Origin of the sequence: Pseudomonas paraeruginosa, from assembly GCF_003025345.2 — a bacterium.
Classification (GTDB): domain Bacteria; phylum Pseudomonadota; class Gammaproteobacteria; order Pseudomonadales; family Pseudomonadaceae; genus Pseudomonas; species Pseudomonas paraeruginosa.
The window spans coordinates 4000181-4016492 of sequence record NZ_CP020560.1 but is presented as its reverse complement, the minus strand read 5'-3'; the positions used below and the strand labels follow the sequence as shown (position 1 = coordinate 4016492).

At 67.1% G+C, this 16312-nt stretch carries 9 protein-coding genes and 1 pseudogene; 8 read left to right on the top strand and 2 right to left on the bottom strand.

Translation table 11 applies throughout. The annotated features are described in order from the left end of the window. Positions 1–510, bottom strand: coding sequence for a thioredoxin family protein (locus B7D75_RS18965; RefSeq protein WP_033998838.1), 510 nt, complete (start codon positions 508–510; stop codon positions 1–3). 366 nt (positions 511–876) lie between these two features. On the opposite strand from B7D75_RS18965, the gene B7D75_RS18960 reads away from it, so the two are divergent. Then, positions 877–2649, top strand: coding sequence for a S8/S53 family peptidase (locus tag B7D75_RS18960; protein WP_043101948.1), 1773 nt, complete (start codon positions 877–879; stop codon positions 2647–2649). Positions 2650–2664: 15 nt separating this feature from the next. Here B7D75_RS18960 and B7D75_RS18955 read toward each other — a convergent pair whose 3' ends face one another. Then, positions 2665–4380 carry an ATP-binding protein gene (locus B7D75_RS18955; RefSeq protein ID WP_107114327.1) on the bottom strand — a complete coding sequence of 572 codons (1716 nt, stop codon included), beginning with the start codon at positions 4378–4380 and terminating at the stop codon, positions 2665–2667. 760 nt (positions 4381–5140) lie between these two features. On the opposite strand from B7D75_RS18955, the gene B7D75_RS18950 reads away from it, so the two are divergent. The 7 genes and pseudogenes from B7D75_RS18950 (at position 5141) to aprA (ending at position 16294) form a co-directional block, all read left to right on the top strand. After that, the gene (locus B7D75_RS18950) at positions 5141–6442 is read left to right on the top strand and encodes an MFS transporter (protein WP_058136158.1); all 1302 of its coding nucleotides are present in this window, start codon (positions 5141–5143) and stop codon (positions 6440–6442) included. Positions 6443–6491: 49 nt separating this feature from the next. Continuing rightward, on the top strand, positions 6492–7796 hold the full coding sequence (locus B7D75_RS18945) for an OprD family outer membrane porin (protein ID WP_034080026.1): 1305 nt from the start codon (positions 6492–6494) through the stop codon (positions 7794–7796). A gap of 874 nt (positions 7797–8670) precedes the next feature. Continuing rightward, complete coding sequence (locus B7D75_RS18940; RefSeq protein WP_033998848.1) at positions 8671–9915, top strand: hypothetical protein; 1245 nt, start codon at positions 8671–8673, stop codon at positions 9913–9915. A gap of 86 nt (positions 9916–10001) precedes the next feature. Next, positions 10002–11783 carry an alkaline protease secretion ATP-binding protein AprD gene (gene aprD, locus B7D75_RS18935; RefSeq protein WP_053817504.1) on the top strand — a complete coding sequence of 594 codons (1782 nt, stop codon included), beginning with the start codon at positions 10002–10004 and terminating at the stop codon, positions 11781–11783. Further along, positions 11780–13078, top strand: coding sequence for an HlyD family type I secretion periplasmic adaptor subunit (locus tag B7D75_RS18930; protein ID WP_053814269.1), 1299 nt, complete (start codon positions 11780–11782; stop codon positions 13076–13078). Before aprD ends, B7D75_RS18930 begins: the two co-directional genes overlap by 4 nt. Positions 13079–13081: 3 nt before the next feature. Then, positions 13082–14518: a TolC family outer membrane protein gene (locus tag B7D75_RS18925; RefSeq protein WP_053814268.1), complete on the top strand. Its 1437-nt coding sequence runs from the start codon at positions 13082–13084 to the stop codon at positions 14516–14518. 337 nt (positions 14519–14855) lie between these two features. Continuing rightward, positions 14856–16294 (top strand): annotated as a pseudogene (gene aprA, locus B7D75_RS18920) (serralysin family metalloprotease AprA). Positions 16295–16312 lie beyond the last annotated feature (18 nt).

Below are 16312 nucleotides of genomic sequence, written 5' to 3'. Positions count from 1 at the left end.
TCAGTCGCCCGCGGCGGGGTTCTCGATGATCGCCAGGATCTCGTCGACGGTGCTGTCCAGGTAGTCGCCGGCCTTGTACGCCGGCAGCGCCTCGGGGCCGCCGGCGAGCACCGCCTGCGGTCGCTCGACGAAGCGGCCGAGCGGGTGGAACTCCTCGTCCAGTACCAGCACCAGCGGAATCGATACCCGCTCCAGGCCAAGGCGCTCGCGCAGGGCGTCCTCGGCGCGGCCCCTGGAGATGATCGCCAGTTCGAGATTCGGTTGCAGGCGCTGCATGAAGTCCAGCGCGGCGAGGTTGATCTGGCAGTCCGGGCACCACATCTCGCCGGCGGCCAGCAGGCGGTAGCGCTTGTCGATGCGCCGCAGGCGCTCGCGGCTGGCGTCCGACAGGGCGTCGGCTTCCAGTTTCTGGCGGATCCGCGCGACCGCGCCCTGTTCCGCGGCCAGGCCACGGCCGACGAAGGCGCTGAAGTCTTCTCCGATGTCGAACAGTTCCGCGTAAGAGACCATGGTCGTTTCACTCCAGTGGATCGGGACGGCCGGCGCGGCAGGCGCCGCCGCGTCGGGGGAGCCAGGGTAGCGCGTGCGCCGCGTTTCGGCGATAGCCCCGGCTGCCCGGGAGGGCCTGGCGCGGGCGTGGTCCCGGAGCGCTTCGCTCAGGCAGGCTTGTGACATGGCGTCCGTGGCCCCGATCGAGAGCGGGACGCTCCGTGCGCCGGGCGAAGAATCCCCGCGACGCGCCGCTCGACCGCCACGGCGCCACCATGGCACGCCATCCAGCGCCCGCGGGCTGGCCAAGGCCCGCTCGCTTCCAGCTGAACGAAGCGTTTCGCCAGGTGGTCGGAACAACAGTCCCCCGCTACGGAAGCCGAGCCCATGCCGCTGCATCGCGCCGTTTTCGCCGTCCTCCTCGCGTCTCTCGCCGGCCCTGCCGGCGCCGCCGAAACACCCTTGCGCCTGGAGCGTCTGGAACGCTGCGGCGACCTCCTGGCCAGCGAGTACCAGGACTGGTGCCTGCGGGTACGCGGCCTGGGCGCCGGCCTGCCGCGCCTGCTGCTGGACGGCCGCGAGCTGCCGGCGAGCGCCCTGCGCCGCGAGGGCGCCGGCCTGCGGCTGCGCCTGGAGCGCCAGGGACACGCCAGCGGCCCGCTCTGGCTGGAGGAGGGCGGCCGCGCCAGCAATCCGGTGTGGCTGACCCTGAACGGCAGCCATGTGCTCGCCGCAGGCCCCGACGAGGTGGCGAAGAACATGGATGGCCTGACCACCTACGTCGACCTGGTCAGCCTGCTGATCGAGGAAGACCGCGACGGTCGCCGCGAGGCCGAACGCCTGGCGGACAAGTACGGCGCGCGGGTGGTCGGCGCCATCCCGCCGCTGAACCTCTACCAGTTGCGCCTGCCGGCGCGCGACCTGGTCCAGCGCGACGCCCTGGTCCTGCGCATCGGCAGCGAAACCAGCGTGGACGCCGTGGTGGTGGAGGAGTCCGCGCCGGAAAAGGGCGAGGGGGCCGAGGCGGCGAGGCGCCCGGCGGACAAGCCGGACAGCGACTCCGACGAGTGGGCGGCGAACCGCTTCATGGATGCGGTGAACTACTACCAGCGTCGTGTCCGCGCGCGCCAGGTGCCGCTGGAAGTCCGCCCGGTGCGCATCGGGGTGATCGAGCGCGATGTCGACTTCGATGCCTCCGACTTCGCCGACTACCTCGGCGCCTGCAAGACGGGCGCGCCGCGCACCTGCCTCTACGCGCGTGACGCCGAGCGCCCCGACAACCACGGCTCGACGGTCGCCGGCATCCTCGCCGCGCGTTGGGAGCAGGGCGGCAACAGTGGCTTCCTGCGTGGGCTGGACCGCGCCAGCCAGGGCTTCGAAGTGATCGTCGAGCGCAATTCGGACGCTGGCATCACGGCCAGCATCGCCGCTTCGGTGAACCTGGTGGAGGACGGCGTGCGGGTGCTCAACTGGAGCTGGGGCATCCATCGCGTGGGCGCCCGCAACGTGGAGGGCGACGAAGTGGATTCGCTGGTGCGCTCGGGTATCGCCATGAGCGGCTACGAGGAGTTGCTGGAGGAGTTCTTCCTCTGGCTGCGCCAGGAGCACCCGGATGTGCTGGTGGTCAATTCCGCCGGCAACGGCTCGTCGTTTTCCGGCGCCGATGAATACCGCCTGCCATCCTCCTTCATCACCGAGCAATTGCTGGTGGTCGGCGGTCACCAGCGTGGCGAGCGCCCGGGCCTGGCGGTCGACGACCCGGCCTACGCGGTGAAGCGCAGCACCTCGAATGTCGACATGCGGGTAGACGTCACCGCCGCCGCCTGCACCCACGCCTCGACCCTGGAGGATGGCGCGCGCGGGGCGGTGCATTGCGGCACGTCCTATGCCACGCCGATGGTCGCCGGGACGGTCGCGGCCATGCTTTCCCTCAACCCGCGCCTGCGGCCCGAGGAGATCCGCATGCTGCTGCGGCGCAGCGCCATGACCATCGGTGGCGACCACGACTTCGAGCCGGCCGACGCCGAAGACCTCACCGCGCCGATCCTGCCTTCGGAGCGCGGCTACCGGCTGGACCACCGCGACGTCGGTCGTTCCGCGCGGCTGGACATGCAGAAGGCCCTCGACCTGGCGGTGCGCAGTCGCGAACGGGTGCGTTGAGGCGATGCCCCGGACTCAGCCGGAGGCCTCCAGCAAGCGGAGCAGGCGCTCGGCGAGCTGGTTGTGGCGGAACGGCTTGGTCAGCACCTCGAAGCCGTCGAGTTGCTCGGGAGTGAGGTTGGCGTAGCCGGTGACGATCAGCACCGGTAGTTGCGCGAAGCGCCGGCGCAGTTCGTGGGCCAGCTGGGCGCCGGTCTGGTCGGCCATCAGGTGGTCGGTGACCAGGATATCCGGCGCCAGGCCGTTGTCGACCTGCTCCAGGGCCTCCGCCGCCGAGGCCGCCTCGCTGACCTGGTAGCCGAGGTCGCCGAGCAGCAGGGCCGTGGTGTAGCGCACCATCCTGTCGTCGTCGACCAGCAGGACCCGGGTCGGCCGCGAGGCCTGCGGGGCGTCCGCAGCGGTTTCGACAGCGTCCTGCGCGCGCTCCGTGGTGATCGGCAGCCAGATACTCACCCGGGTACCCTTGCCGATCTCCGAGGCGATGCCCAGCCCGCCGCCGGACTGGGCCGCCAGGCCTTGCACCATCGACAGGCCGAGCCCGGTACCCTTGCCCACGTCCTTGGTCGAGAAGAACGGTTCCATGCAGCGCGCCAGCACCTCGCCGGGCATGCCGGCGCCGTTGTCGGCGACGTCCAGGCGCACATAGCGGCCGGCGGCCAGGCCATCGACCGTGCCCCCGACCACCTGGTCCGTCCGCGCGCCGATTTCCAGGCGGCCGCCTTCGCCCAGGGCGTCGCGCGCATTGACCGCGAGGTTGAGGATGGCCAGTTCGAGCTGCTGCGGGTCGACCACCACCGCCGGGAGACTCGCGGATACCTCGATGCGCACCGCGATGGACGGGCCGAGCGAACGCTCGATGAGGTCGCGCATGCCCTCGACCAGTTCGTGCAGGGCGGTGGCCTGTGGCTTGAGGGTCTGCCGGCGGGCGAAGGTGAGCAGCCGCCCGACCAGGTTGCGCGCGCGCTCGGCGGCCTGCAGGGCGCCGTCGATGAGTTCCCCGGAGCGATCGTCGTCGAGCCGGCGGCGAATCAGTTCCAGCGAGGCCATGATCGGCGTCAGCAGGTTGTTGAAGTCATGGGCGATGCCGCCGGTGAGCTGGCCGACCATCTCCATCTTGCGCGCTTCGTGGAGCTGCGCCAGGGCGCTCTCGCGCTGGGCGAGCATGCTTGCGACGCGCTCCTCCAGGCTTTCGTTGAGCTCGCGCATCCCGGCTTCGGCGCGGACCCGCTCGGTGGTCTCGGTGACGATACACAGCACGCCGCCGACCGAGCCGTCGGCTTCGCGCACCGCCGAGTAGGACACATCGAAATACACCGTCTCGCCACCCCCGTGGCGCTCGATGTAGAAGGCCCGGTCCCGCGCCGCGTAGGTCTCGCCGGTCTCGTACACCCCGCGCAGCAGCGGTTCGAGGTCGTCCCACAGCTCACGCCAGCTCTCGATCGCCGGCCGGCCGAGGGCGCGCGGATGCTTGTCGCCGATGCTCGGCGCATAGGCGTCGTTGTACAGCGCGATGAATTCTGCGCCCCAGAACAGCACGATCTGCGCCTTCGCCGGCAACAGCATGGCCAGCGCCGCCCGCAGGCTCGCCGGCCAGCCGTCCGGCGGACCCAGGGGCGAGGCGGCCGCGTCGAGCCTGCCCAGCAACTCGCCGACCGCGCCTCCGTGAGCCAGGAAGCGCGGGGCTTGGCGGTCGCTGTTCGGGGCTGGTTCGATCAGGAAAGGCTGGGTCATGTCGTCGGCGTCGTGTCCGTTGCTGGATGAAAAGGGCAGGGGCGGAACCCTTGACCATAGGAGGGCCACGGCTGCGCTTGCGTTCAATCCGCTTGGGGGACTGCGTTGCTCCGACGCGGGACAGGCTTCGGCTGGTCGCCAGGGTTGCACTGGATCGGACCGCGGTGTGGCGTGGCTTTCATTGCCGAGGGCGGCTTGGCTCGGTGGCATTTGGGCCGCTGTTTTTCTTTTTTTGAAAACAGTGGGATACGGAACGGGTGTTCCCCTCGTACTGAGGAAGAACCGGAACAGGACGGTTTGTTCGTGGGCATCTGCCGTGTTCTCCACGGAGGTAGGGATGAACCGTTCCCGCCAGCGGAAGCTGGCTTCTCCGCGTTCGGTCAGCCGACGTCGCGGTAAAACCCGCTGATCGCCAGCGTACCGGTGCCGGAGCACGCCCTCGCTCGACTCCGCTGTGACCCGGCTGGCATCGGCCGGGCGGTGGAAAAATGCAGCGAACCGCCAAACGATTCCACCCTGCGGAACCGCGAGCCGTTGTGTCGTTGCCGGCGATGCCGTTAGCTGGTGCACGGCCGTATCACTCGACGGCCACAGTCCAAAAAGAGCGGGAACAGCCGCCATGCGAGGTGTCCGAATGCGACCTATCTCTCCAGTCCCCGTATCCCGAAGCATCGGGGCGCTCAACTGCCGCTCCTGAGCCGTTCCATCCGTTATTTCCTCCTCATCCGCATGACGGTCTTTGCCGTCCTGGAGTTCGTCCATGAACGCCTCCGCTCACAGTGCGCCGAAGCCACGCCAGATCCTGGCCGCGGTAGTCGGCAACGCACTCGAATGGTATGACTTCATCGTCTACGGCTTTCTTTCCGGCATCATTGCCCGGCTGTTCTTCCCCGCCGGGGACGAATACGCCTCCTTGCTGATGGCCTTGGCCACCTTCGGCGTGGGGTTCTTCATGCGCCCGGTCGGCGGCATCCTGTTGGGCATGTATGCCGACCGACAGGGCCGCAAGGCGGCGATGCAACTGATCATCCGCCTGATGACGCTGGCTATCGCCCTGATTGCCTTCGCACCGGACTACGCGGCAATCGGCCTCGCGGCGCCAATGCTGATCGTGGCCGCACGCATGCTCCAGGGATTCGCCACGGGCGGGGAATACGCCAGCGCTACGGCTTTCCTGGTCGAATCCGCGCCAGCGGGCAAGCGCGGCCTCTATGGCGCCTGGCAACTGTTCGGCCAGTGCCTGGCGGTGTTCGCCGGTGCGGGAATGGGCGCACTGGTCACCCACCTGTTCGCGCCGGAGGCGCTCGACAGCTGGGGTTGGCGACTCCCTTTCATTCTGGGCCTGTTGATCGGTCCGCTGGGCCTGTGGATGCGTCGGCACCTGCAGGAGACCGACGAATTCCGCGCCACCCGCCAGGATCCGCGGGCTGTGCGGGAACCGCTGCTGAAAGTCATCGGCAGACACCGCCGCGCGGTGTTGGTCAGCATGGGCATGACCATCTTCGGTACAGCCTCGTTCTACGTGATCCTGGTACACATGCCGACCTTCGCCAGCAAGGAGCTTGGCCTGCCATTGGAACAAGTATTCCTGATCCAGATGCTGGCAGTGCTGGTGATGACGCTCATCATCCCCCTGGCTGGCGCATTGTCTGACCGGATCGGTCGACGCCCGCTGCTGTTCGGCTCGACGCTGGCGTTCTTCCTGCTGACCTACCCGCTGTTCGCTTGGCTCACGGCGGCCCCCAGCCTGAGCCGGCTGCTGCTCATGCAACTGCTGCTGTGCGCCAACCTCGGGGTCTGCTTCGGGCCCGCCCCCACCGCCCTGGCCGAGCAGTTCCCCACCCGGGTGCGTTCGACGGGGATCTCGGTGGCCTACAACATCGCGGTCATGCTGTTCGGCGGTTTCGGCCCCTTCATCGTCACCTGGCTGGTGCATGCCGCTGGCACCCCGGTGGCACCTGCCTGGTACGTGCTGTTCGCCACACTGCTGAGTCTCATCGCCACCGCTTGCCTGCGCGAAAGCGAGCCTCCAGGGGAAATCCAGCACGCCTTGCCGGGCTGATCCAGGTCACACGCGTCAGCCCGCCATCACACCAACAACAGGTGACTCGATGAATGCCTTCTCTCTGCTCCGGCTCGGGGTGGCCGGCCTGCTGTGCGTATCCGGCGCGCAGGCAGGCTCGCTGATCGACGACGGCAAGACTACGTTGAAATACAGTCAGTATTACTGGAAGGAAAACGACGGTGGCGCGGTCGGCCCCAATCGCGACGAATGGGTGCAGGCCCTGCAACTGGGGTTCAGCTCTGGATGGTTCCGCGACGTGCTGGGCTTCGACTACACCCATGCGTTGGCCGATGGACTGCGTATCGGCGACGACGCCAGCAGCGTCACCAACCTGTCCGCCGGGCGCTCCCCACGCGATGCACATAGCATCAACAAGCCACTGGAGGCCTACCTGCGCCTGCAATGGCGAGACGACGCGCGAACCTGGAGCGGCGGGTACGGCAAGAAATCCCGCCGCTACCTCATCTACACCGACGACGCCACCCGGATTCTGCCCGCGGCGACCATGGGCTGGGACCTGGGCTACGCAACCGATGCGGCCGAGCTGCGCTACAGTCGCGTGCATGCCTTCAGCCCCCGCAATGAAACCGGCTGGGGCGAAAGACTGGAAAACTTCCGTGGACAACAGATCGACAATCTGCAGATCTACTCGGCCAGTTATCGCTTGCCGCTCGGAACCCGGTTGGCGGGCGAATATGCCGAGGCACAAGACTACCTGCGCAGCGCCTTCATCCAGGCCGAACAGCGCGTTGACCTCGGTGCCTCGCAATCGCTGGTCGCCAGCCTGACCCACGGGCGGCAGCAGGATGCCGGTGAACTCTTCGAGTACACAGGCGTGCCCCGGCTGTACCAGGCCGAGAACAGCCACGATGCGCGCTATCTGGACATGACGCTACGCTACAACATCGATGGGCACTCGGTGGCCCTGAGTTGGAACCAGGTACGCGGCGATGACTTCGACCGGTTGTTCTTCGCCCAGGACCACGGCACCTGGAACAGCAGTGGCAAGCTCTATTTCTTCTTTGGCCTGCGCGACGAAGACATGTACAAGGCCAGTTCGAGCCTCGACCTCGGCAAGTTCGGCCTGCCCGGCCTGAAGATGTCCTCCTACTACGCCTTCTCGAACCGTGCCTACGGCTACGACGGTTTCTCCCGCAAGGAATTCCAGAATGTCTTCCAGTACAGCTTCGACGGGCCGCTGCGAGGACTGAGCCTGGCCTGGCTGCACGACCGCTTCCGTACGACCGGCACGCCGGACGGAATCCATCGCCAGGTCGCCTCGCGCGGACCGGCGGGGATCATCACCGAGCATTCGGAACGCTTCTACCTGACCTGGCAGAGAGCCTGGTAGCAGACCGGGTAGTCGATGGTCGGTATCGGCGCTGGCGGCAGCAACGGGGCCCCGTGGTGTTCGCCACATGCCTGGGGATGAACCGCTTCCTGTTCCGCCACCGGTGCGGTCGCTGGCGCGTCGGACGAAGTGCCGAGGGCACGACGGCGGAAACCGTCGGCAGGCACTTCTCGTGCTGGAATGACGCATACAACTTCCCGATATCCCGAGGCGGATATTGCGCGGCTGTGGTCTTATCGTTCGCGGGGGAGAAACACCATGGCTGGAATGTTCGGCTCAATAATATGTGACGCACTTCACGTAATAAGTTTATGTCAGCCGGATTACGAAAAACCGTGGATGCCTGTTCATGGTGCACGTTTTACCGGTATGGCCCGATAGTTGTGCGCAGGTATCGCCCGGAGTATGCAGCGGGCCGAACAAGGTTATATCCGCTACAACATTCCCGGCCGCGTCAAAGTTCGTGCCGGGCCGACCGTCGGTCATTCGTTATTGATAGAAACCGTCAGGAATCCGCTTGAAAATCATGGAGTTGGAAAAATACCTGTTAAAACTGACAGGTCGGTATGCCCAACCAAAGTATTGAACTTAATTAAGTGGTGGTACAAATTCGTCGTTCCCATGTTAGTCCTACTTAACAGGCGAAATGGTGGTAGAGAGCGCTCTGTTCCGGGCTGCTCGGGATAAATGGGCTCGCCCTCTGGACTCCGTCTTCCAATAACAACAAGTTGTCGCCAGGCCTGATGTTACTTCAGGTACCCGCGTTCCGTTTTCGGAACTCACTGACTGCGCTTCACCGCGTGACCGGTTCATTCCGTGACAGCGGCCTGCGCCGGATACGCGATAACCGAGACAACTAATCGAGGAACAGAAGATGGGACTATTCGATGCAGCCGCGAACCTGTTCGGCCAGGTCTACGAGCGCGCTACGCAGGTGGCCGCCACTGCCGTCACGGCGCTAGCGGACGTGGCCGGGACGCTGGTGGGCTCCACCGTGGACGCGGTGGGACAGCAGGCGCAGGAAGCGGTGGACGCGGTGCATGACGCTGTCGTCACCGTGGAGCAGGCGGTGGGTGGAGCGGTCGGGTCGGTGCTCGGTACGGCCGGCGAGATCGCCGGCGACGCGCTGGATACGCTGGGCTCCGCGGTCGGCACGGCGAGCGGGCTGGTCGGCAATTCGCTGGCGATCGCCGATGACCTGCTGCACGGGCGTGTCGAGCCGGCGGACTACCTGAAGCTGGTCGGCGACCTGGGCCAGGGCGTGGCGGCCACCGTCGGCCATGCCTGGGAATTCGGCAGCGACAGCGCGAGGGCCGCCAACGACCTCTACGCCGCCGCCTACCAGGGGGGCTCGCTGAGCTTCGGCAACAGCGACGGCCTGCTCGGGGTCAACGTGATCGGCTCGTTGCTCGGCGGCAACCACGAGCAGGGCGCGATCCCGGACAGCCGCGGGATCCTCGGGCCGCTGCCGATCAACGTCTCCTTCACCGAACAGGGCCTGACCTTCGGCGGCGAGACGCCGCTGACTCCGCTGGTCACCGCCGCCCTGGCGCTGAACCCGATCACCGCGCCGCTGGTGCCGATGCTGGCGCCGCTCAACCTCGGCGGCCTCGGCGTGGTCGGCGCGGTCGACAAGGAGGGCTTCAGCGCCAAGTTCTACGGCATCGCCGGCCCCAGCTACAACCTGGGCGTGGCCAACGTCGGCGGTACCCTGGAGCTGGGCAGCTACAACGAAGTCAAGCTGCTGAGCTGGAACGAGGTGACCCTCAAGGACCTGCCCATCGTCGGCGGCATCCTCGGCTATGTGCCGGTGGTCAAGGACATCGGCATCTCGCTGCCGACGCTGGACCTGCACTTCGACAGCAAGTTGTATGCGCAAACGATTGCCGGCGCCGACCTGGCCGGGGTCGGGCCGAAGGGGCAGATCGAGCTGGTGCACGACCTCGACAACGACCTGTCGATCGTCGCCGGCATCGCCGGGGACACTGCGCACAGCGCCCTGGACGGCGCCGGCAGGGTGTTCGCGGCGCTGCTCGGCCAGGCTGTCGAGCCGGCGGCCCCGGCGATTCAGCTGATCGGCGCCGACCCGGCGCCGGAGCACCAGGCCCTGGCTGCCTGACGGCGAGGGAACGCCCGGCACAGGGAGGTGCCATCCGGGCTCATTCGGGATTCCAGCGGCAGTCGTGGCAGAAGTGAGCGCGCTCGATGGCAAGGCTCGGTTCCAGCGTTACCAACGAAATCAAACAGGCCCTCGCCGCCAGCCGCGGCGCGGTGCGCAGCGTGGCGGCATTCTCCGGGGTGATCAACCTGCTGATGCTGGTGCCGTCTCTGTATATGTTGCAGGTGTACGACCGCGTGTTGTCCTCGGCCAACGAAGTCACCCTGTTGATGCTGACGCTGATGGCGCTCGGCGTGTTCGTCTTCATGGGCGTGCTGGAGGCGCTGCGCAGCTTCGTCCTGGTGCGGGTCAGCGAGCGTTTCGACGGCCAGTTGCACGGTCGGGTCTACGCCGCCGCCTTCGAACGCAACCTGCGCGGTGGCGGCCAGGAGGCCAGCCAGGCGCTGCACGACCTGACCACCCTGCGCCAGTTCATCACCGGGCAGGCGCTGTTCGCCTTCTTCGACGCGCCCTGGTTCCCGGTCTACCTGCTGGTGATCTTCCTCTTCGACCCATGGCTCGGCCTGCTCTCGCTGGTCGGCGCGCTGGCGCTGATGGCCCTGGCCTGGTTCAACGAGCGCGCCACCCGCGCGCCGCTGGCCAGGGCCGGCGAGCTGTCGATCAAGTCCGGGCAGGTGGCCAGCAATACCCTGCGCAACGCCGAGGTGATCGAGGCGATGGGCATGCTCGGCAGCCTGCGCGGGCGCTGGGAGCAATTGCACCAGGCGTTCCTCGACCAGCAGAGCCTGGCCAGCGAGCGCGCGGCGCGGATCAACGCGCTGAGCAAGTACCTGCGCATCGCCCTGCAATCGCTGGTGCTCGGCCTCGGCGCCTGGCTGGCGGTGGAGGGGCGGATCACCCCGGGGATGATGATCGCCGGCTCGATCCTGATGGGCCGTGCGCTGGGGCCGATCGACCAGTTGATCGGCGTGTGGAAGCAATGGGGTTCGGCGCGCGACGCCTACCGTCGGCTGGACGGCCTGCTCGGCGAGTTTCCCGCCCGCGAGGCGCGCATGGAGCTGCCCGAACCGCGCGGCCAGTTGCTGCTGGAGTCGGTGGACGTGGCGCCGCCCGGCAGCGAAGCGCGCACCCTGCGCGGGCTGACCCTGGCGATTCCGGCCGGCGCGGTGGTCGGCGTGATCGGCCCGTCCGGCTCCGGCAAGTCGAGCCTGGCGCGGGTCCTGTTGGGCATCTGGCCGACCCTGCACGGCAGCGTGCGCCTGGACGGCGCCGAGATCCGCCAGTACCGGCGCGAGACCCTCGGTCCGCGCATCGGCTACCTGCCGCAGGATATCGAGCTGTTCGCCGGCACGGTGGCGGAGAACATCGCCCGCTTCGGCGCGGCGGACCCGGAGAAGGTGGTCGAGGCGGCGCGCCTGGCTGGCGTCCACGAGCTGGTACTGCGCCTGCCGCAAGGCTACGACACCGCGCTCGGCGTCGGCGGTGCCGGGCTGTCCGGTGGCCAGCGCCAGCGCATCGCCCTGGCCCGCGCGCTGTACGGCGCGCCGAACCTGGTGGTGCTCGACGAACCCAACTCGAACCTCGACGACAGCGGCGAACAGGCGCTGCTGGCAGCGATCCAGGCGCTCAAGGCGCGCGGCTGCACGGTGCTGCTGATCACCCACCGGGCCGGCGTGCTGAGCTGCGCCGACCGCCTGCTGGCGCTGAACGCCGGGCAGTTGCACCTGTACGGCGAGCGCGACCAGGTGCTCGGTGCCTTGAACAGCCAGCGCGCCGCGCCGGCGCCGCAGCAGCGCGCGGACTACCGGGTGGGCGGCTATGGCACGCCGCAGGTGGTGGCCGCGCCGCGCCAGGGAGGAGTGGAATGACCCGCATGGCGAAACGCGACGAGAATGCCTATGCGCGCATGGGCTGGCTGCTGGTGCTGTTCGGCTTCGGCGGCGCGCTGCTGTGGGCGGCCTTCGCGCCGCTCGATCAGGGCGTGGCGGTGCCGGCCACGGTGATCATTTCCGGCCAGCGCAAGTCGGTACAGCACCCGGTCGGCGGGGTGGTCAAGCACATCCTGGTGCGCGACGGCCAGCACGTCGAGGCGGGCGAGCCGCTGATCCGCCTGGAGCCGACCCAGGCCCAGGCCAACGTCGACTCGCTGGTCAACCAGTACGTCAACGCCCGGCTCAACCAGGCGCGCCTGCAGGCCGAATACGACGGCCTGCATACCCTGGAGATGCCCACGGGGCTGGCCGGTCAGGCGCCGGTGGCGAGCCTCGGCGAGCGCCTTGAGCTGCAACGGCAGTTGTTGCGCAGCCGCCAGACCGCGCTGGGCAACGAACTCTCCGCGCTGCGCGCGAACATCGAGGGCCTGCGCGCGCAACTCGAGGGTCTGCGCCAGACCGAGCAGAACCAGCGCCTGCAGCAACGCCTGCTGAACAGCCAGTTGAGCGGCGCGCGCGATCTCGCCGAGGAAGGCTACATGCCGCGCAACCAGTTGCTCGAACAGGAACGCCAACTGGCCGAGGTGAACGCCCGGTTGTCGGAGAGCAGCGGCCGCTTCGGGCAGATCCGCCAGAGCATCGCCGAGGCGCAGATGCGCATCGGCCAGCGCCAGGAGGAATACCGCAAGGAGGTCAGCGGGCAACTGGCGGAAACCCAGGTCAACGCGCGGACCCTCTGGGAGGAACTGTCCTCGGCGCGCTATGAATTGCAGCACGCCGAGATCCGCGCGCCGGTCGGCGGCTACGTCGCCGGCCTCAAGGTATTCACCGAGGGCGGGGTGATCGGCCCCGGCGAACTGCTGATGTACATCGTGCCCAACAGCGACAGCCTGGAAGTGGAGGGCCAGCTCGCGGTGAACCTGGTCGACCGGATCCACAGCGGGCTGCCGGTGGAGATGCTGTTCACCGCCTTCAACCAGAGCAAGACCCCGCGGGTCACCGGCGAGGTGACCATGGTCAGCGCCGACCGCCTGCTCGACGAGCAGAACAAGCAGCCCTACTACGCGTTGCGCGCGCAGGTCGACGCGGCCGGGATGGGCAAGCTGCAGGGCCTGCAGATCCGCCCGGGGATGGCGGTGCAGGTGTTCGTCCGCACCGGCGAGCGCTCGCTGCTCAACTACCTGTTCAAGCCCCTGCTGGACCGCGCCCACGTGGCGCTGGCGGAGAACTGACCGATGCCCATGCGCCGCCTGATTCCCTGGCTGTTGGGGGCCTTCCTGTTGTTGCTGCGCGAGGACGCCTTCGCCCTCGGGCTGCTGGACGGCTACCACCTGGCGCTGGAGAACGACCCGCAGTTCCAGGGCGCGATCCAGGAGCACGAGGCCGGCAAGCAGTACCGCGCGCTCGGCCGCGCGGCCCTGCTGCCGCGCCTGGTGTACAGCTACAACCGCGGGCGCAGCTGGTCCGACGTGACCCAGGCCACCACCCGCGGCGATTTCAAGGAGGAGCGCGACTACGACAGCTACGTCTCCACCCTCAGCCTGCAGCAGCCGCTGTTCGACTACGAGGCCTTCAGCCGCTACCGCAAGGGCGTGGCCCAGGCGCTGCTGTCCGACGAGCGCTTCCGCAGCCAGAGCCAGGAACTGCTGGTCCGGGTCCTGGAAGCCTATACCGGCGCGCTGCTGGCCCAGGACCAGATCGACCTGGCGCGGGCGCAGAAGCGTTCCTACCGCGAGCAGTTCCAGCTCAACCAGCGCCAGTTCGAGCGCGGCAACGGCACGCGCACCGACACCCTGGAGACCCAGGCCCGCTTCAACCTGGCCCAGGCGCAGGAGATCGAGGCGCGCGACAGCCAGGATGCCGCCCTGCGCGAGCTGGAGCGGCTGGTCGGGGTGCCGCTGGAGATTGCCGACCTGGCGCCGCTCGGCGAACGCTTCCAGGTGCGACCGCTGAGTCCCGCCAGCTACACCGCCTGGCGTGACCTGGCGCTGGCCGAGAATGCCGAACTGGCCTCGCTGCGCCACGCGGTGGACGTGGCCCGCCACGAGGTCGAGCAGAACCGCGCCGACTTCCTGCCGCGCCTGGGCCTGTACGCCAGCACCGGCAAGTCCAAGTCCGGTTCGGAGAACACCTACAACCAGCGCTACGAGACCGACAGCGTCGGCATCCAGCTGAGCATCCCGCTGTACTCCGGCGGCGAGAGCCTGGCGGCGACGCGCCAGGCCACGCACCGCATGGAGAAGAGCCACTACGACCTGGACGACAAGGTCCGCGAGACCCTCAACCAGGTGCGCAAGATGTACAACCAGAGCAGCAGCAGCGCGGCGAAGATCCGCGCCTACGAGATGACCGTGGATTCGGCGCGGACGCTGGTGATGGCCACGCGCAAGAGCATCGCCGCCGGAGTGCGGGTCAACCTCGACCTGCTGAACGCCGAGCAGGCGCTGTACAGCGCGATGAACGAGCTGTCCAGGGCCAAGTATGACTACCTGACCGCCTGGGCGCGCCTGCGCTTCTACGCCGGGGTGCTCAGCGAACAGGACCTGGAGCAGGTGGCGGCGAACTTCGTCGCCGGCCAGGCGCCGCCCGCTCGCGACTGCGCGACGCGGGATTGTCCGGCGCCGCTGCATGCCCTGTCGCGGGCGGATGCGCAGCGGAGCCCGCTCAATTGAGGTACGCAGGGTATTTCCAGGAAGAGAGGACGTCGATGTTCAGGACTGTCGAACAGTACGCTTGAAGTTGTTCCTTCACATAAGGGAGGTTTTATAGGGAAGCGTCATGGTTATATGTTGAAGTTGAAGATTCCCATCCGTTCTGCATGATTTCTATATGTGCGGAATAGGCCTGTTCATCTACTTTAAGTGCGACTTAATTTTTTTCGTAAAAGCTGTGGACATTGGAAAATAAGATGTGTCAGTTTTAATTCCGGCCTGATCGGGCCGATAACTGCAATTATCCATCCGATAATTGTATCCGAGTTATTTCCTTTACACTTAAAGGGATATGACAATGTCCAGCAATTCTCTTGCATTGAAAGGTCGTAGCGATGCGTATACCCAGGTAGACACCTTCCTGCATGCCTATGCGCGGGGGGCGACGAACTGGTCAACGGTCATCCGTCCTATACCGTCGACCAGGCGGCGGACCAGATCCTCCGCGAAAACGCGGCATGGCAGAAAGCGCCGGGCGACTCGGTGCTGACCCTGTCCTATTCGTTCCTGACCAAGCCGAACGACTTCTTCAATTCACCCTGGAAGTATGTCAGCGATATCTATTCGCTGGGCAAGTTCAGCGCCTTTTCCGCGCAGCAGCAGGCCCAGACCAAGTTGTCGCTGCAATCCTGGTCGGACGTCGCCAAGATCAACTTCGTCGACGCCGGCCAGGGCGAGCAGGGCGACCTCGTCTTCGGTAACTTCAGCAGCAGCGTCGGCGGCGCGGCGTTCGCTTTCCTGCCGGATGTTCAGGATGCGCTCAAGGGCCAGTCCTGGTACCTGATCAACAGCAGCTACAGCGCCAACGTCAACCCGGCCAATGGCAACTACGGGCGCCAGACGCTGACCCACGAGATCGGCCATACCCTGGGTCTCAGCCACCCCGGCGACTACAACGCCGGCGAGGGCGACCCGACCTACGCCGACGCCACCTACGCCGAGGACACCCGCGCCTATTCGGTGATGAGCTACTGGGAAGAGCAGAACACCGGCCAGGACTTCAAGGGTGCCTATTCCTCGGCGCCGCTGCTGGACGACATCGCGGCGATCCAGCAACTCTACGGGGCCAACCTGACCACCCGCACCGGCGATACGGTGTACGGTTTCAATTCCAACACCGAGCGCGACTTCTACAGCGCCACTTCCTCCACTTCCAAGCTGGTGTTCTCGGTGTGGGACGCCGGTGGCAACGATACCCTGGACTTCTCCGGCTTCAGCCAGAACCAGAAGATCAACCTCAACGAGAAGGCGCTGTCCGACGTCGGCGGCTTGAAAGGCAACGTCTCTATCGCCGCCGGGGCCACCGTGGAGAACGCCATCGGTGGTTCGGGCAGCGACCTGCTGGTCGGCAACCAGGTGGCCAACGTGCTCAAGGGCGGCGCCGGCAACGACATCCTCTATGGCGGCCTGGGCGCCGACCAGCTGTGGGGCGGCTCGGGTGCCGACACCTTCGTCTACGGCGCGATCGACGAGTCCTCGGCGGCGGCGCCGGACACCCTGCGCGACTTCGTCAGCGGCCAGGACAAGATCGACCTGTCCGGGCTGGACGCCTTCGTCAACGGTGACCTGGTGCTGCAGTACGTCGACGCCTTCGCCGGCCAGGCCGGCCAGGCGATTCTGTCCTACGACGCGGCGAGCAAGGCTGGCAGCCTGGCGATCGACTTCAGCGGCGACGCCCATGCCGACTTCGCGATCAACCTGATCGGCCAGGCGACCCAGGCCGACATCGTCGTCTGACGGGCTGAAGCGGACGTG